The organism is Serratia sp. 506_PEND, assembly GCF_001076875.1.
GTDB classification, from domain to species: Bacteria; Pseudomonadota; Gammaproteobacteria; order Enterobacterales; family Enterobacteriaceae; genus Serratia; species Serratia marcescens.
In genome coordinates this window covers 1-2353 of the sequence record NZ_JVEL01000526.1, presented here as the reverse complement: position 1 = coordinate 2353, position 2353 = coordinate 1, and the positions used below count along the sequence as shown (strand labels likewise).

2 protein-coding genes and 1 pseudogene are annotated in these 2353 nt (G+C 57.4%); all 3 read left to right on the top strand.

The window, feature by feature from the left end:
• The first annotated feature begins 267 nt into the window (after positions 1-267).
• The 3 genes and pseudogenes from ADK28_RS22245 (at position 268) to ADK28_RS22235 (ending at position 1471) form a co-directional block, all read left to right on the top strand.
• Positions 268-771 carry an antirestriction protein gene (locus ADK28_RS22245; RefSeq protein ID WP_048796687.1) on the top strand — a complete coding sequence of 168 codons (504 nt, stop codon included), beginning with the start codon at positions 268-270 and terminating at the stop codon, positions 769-771.
• A gap of 72 nt (positions 772-843) precedes the next feature.
• Positions 844-969, top strand: a pseudogene (locus tag ADK28_RS33115) (hypothetical protein); the annotation flags it as partial.
• A gap of 217 nt (positions 970-1186) precedes the next feature.
• Positions 1187-1471: a hypothetical protein gene (locus ADK28_RS22235; protein ID WP_048796685.1), complete on the top strand. Its 285-nt coding sequence runs from the start codon at positions 1187-1189 to the stop codon at positions 1469-1471.
• Positions 1472-2353: the final 882 nt, after the last annotated feature.

Here is a 2353-nt window from a genome sequence, read left to right as displayed (position 1 = left end):
GCCCACTTTGCCCCCGTTGTCAGCGGTGTTCACTTTTGCTGTGACTGACACTGCCCTGTTCCGGTCCATAAACAAGGGTCGGCTGAAGCCTGATGCCGGCACCCGTTCGCACTCCCTCCCTCTGGTCAGTCGCTTGCGCTGCGGCTTTGTCATCCCCCTTGTTTCCGTCCCCGATGGAACAGGGCGGTCATGTGTCACAGCAACGTGCTCCCCGCCTTNCGGAAACGGAAAAGGGAGGACACCAGAAAGAAGCCGAAGGAGGCCATCATGACCACGACCGCAGCGACCATTCCCCAGACTGAGCAGGTAACACGTATTGAAATCACCCACCCACGCCAGCGCCAGGTGTTCGTGCCGCGCCTGTTTGCAACGCCGTTTGGCGAACAACTGGTGCAGTCATTTCTGGACAGACACAGCAACTACGACGGCGGCATGTGGCAATTCTGGGAAGTGCCGCGCGGGATTAGCGGCCATGTCGGCCCACATACAGACATCATCACTACCCGCCCGACCGGGTATATGACCCCACCAGAGGGCACTTACCAGCTGAGCATTCCGGGCAATTATTTTGACGAAGAAGTCTCCGCAGACGCTGCCGGGATCATTGCCACGCTGTTCGTACTTAACCAGCTGTGCTGGAAAACCTCAGAAATGGGGCCGCAGTACGCGCAGACCTGCCAGAACCTGGTTGACCGCCAGGATGCCCTGAAAGACTACGTGAGCATTATTGAGCATCCGGAACGCAGCAAAATCTTCCGCGCCATTGACTGACACCGCCAGGACCCGGGCAGGGTGCCCGGGTCAAATAAGGAGAACGAGAACATGATTAACGCATCCGAAATAATGGAAGGCCTGACGATTCTGGCCCGCTGGCTCGAAGACAATATCAACTGTGAATCAGAACTCTGTTTTGATGACCCGGAGATCGGGACGGATTCCGAAAAAATCCTGCCCTGCGTGGAAGCCGCGCTGTCACTGATGGCCGCTACGTTACGCAATGACGGCCAGGAACCCGGCAGTGAGATCCGGATTCGTGCCCAGGGGGAAGCCAACAGCTATGTGCTGCTGAAAGAAAAGACCTGGTTTGCTCAGGTACTGATGAATGGCGAAATGACCACGACCCGACAGGAAGGTTGTTTACGGGCAATGGTTGCGGGGCTGAATAACGTGCGCGGAGCTGAATAAGATGGCAGATACGATAACGGGGATCAGGATGCTGGCCGCGATGGCCATCGAAAGAGACTGGCCGACTTTCCGGGAACCGGATAACGCTGACCGATCAGCTATGGCCGCAGAAATACTCTGCTACTTCGCCCGCCAGACCGGGCTTGCCCGCAGCGATGAATCCGTAGACACCATCATGGGCGATCTGATCACCGATTTGATGCACCTGTGTGACAGACTGGACATCGATTTTTCCGGGGTGCTGAAAGTTTCATCTATGCACCATGAAGATGAGTCTGAAGGCTGATCTGCGGCCCCTGCTGAAGCCCCCGCGCATCGAGCGCGGAGACTTCAGAACCCCGCCTGCCAGAGTTGTGCCTGCCATTCAGGGCAGCATTCTCTGAAGCATCTCAAGGGCTTTCGATTTGCTGACCTGAGGGCGTGACATGAGCGGCATCAGACCCTGTACGGAAAGTGTGATCGTGGCTAACTCTATGGCCCGCTTAACTTCCGGCGCATTTTCGTAGTCTTTGTAAGAACGCAGGCAAACACCCAGCTCCTCAGCTGCCCTATCACGGCTCCAGCCAAGGCTTTTTCGCCATAATCGGAGTTCAAATCCAGTCATTTTAAACCTGAAAAAAGTGCAGAAATTGCACTTATTCTACCTCAATAATCAATCGGATTTCGAGGCATAAAAGCGCCACAATCAAAGAAATTCAAACCCGCCCGGGCCCCTTCGGCTTCCCGGTGAACCGGGTCGTCGCCTGCACTTCGCCGGGCGTCCACGCGGTGGCCACCAGGCTACGCGGAGCCAGGACGTGGCCTGTCTCCGTCCCGCTGGGATAGCAAGCGATGCCTGAGGTCAACGACCAGGTCAATGGCCCGCTTGCTGCCCCCGTTCCGGGTGCGCCGCTCTCACTGGCCGTCCCGGACGGCCGCTAAGGAAAGCCGGTAAACCAGCTTCTTCCGGTGCCCACTTTGCCCCCGTTGTCAGCGGTGTTCACTTTTGCTGTGACTGACACTGCCCTGTTCCGGTCCATAAACAAGGGTCGGCTGAAGCCTGATGCCGGCACCCGTTCGCACTCCCTCCCTCTGGTCAGTCGCTTGCGCTGCGGCTTTGTCATCCCCCTTGTTTCCGTCCCCGATGGAACAGGGCGGTCATGTGTCACAGCAACGTGCTCCCCGCCTT

Bases quoted from the DNA above. Each gene is read 5' to 3' on its own strand.
- ADK28_RS22245 (WP_048796687.1), top strand. From the start codon at position 268: ATGACCACGACCGCAGCGACCATTCCCCAGACTGAGCAGGTAACACGT.
- ADK28_RS22235 (WP_048796685.1), top strand. From the start codon at position 1,187: ATGGCAGATACGATAACGGGGATCAGGATGCTGGCCGCGATGGCCATC.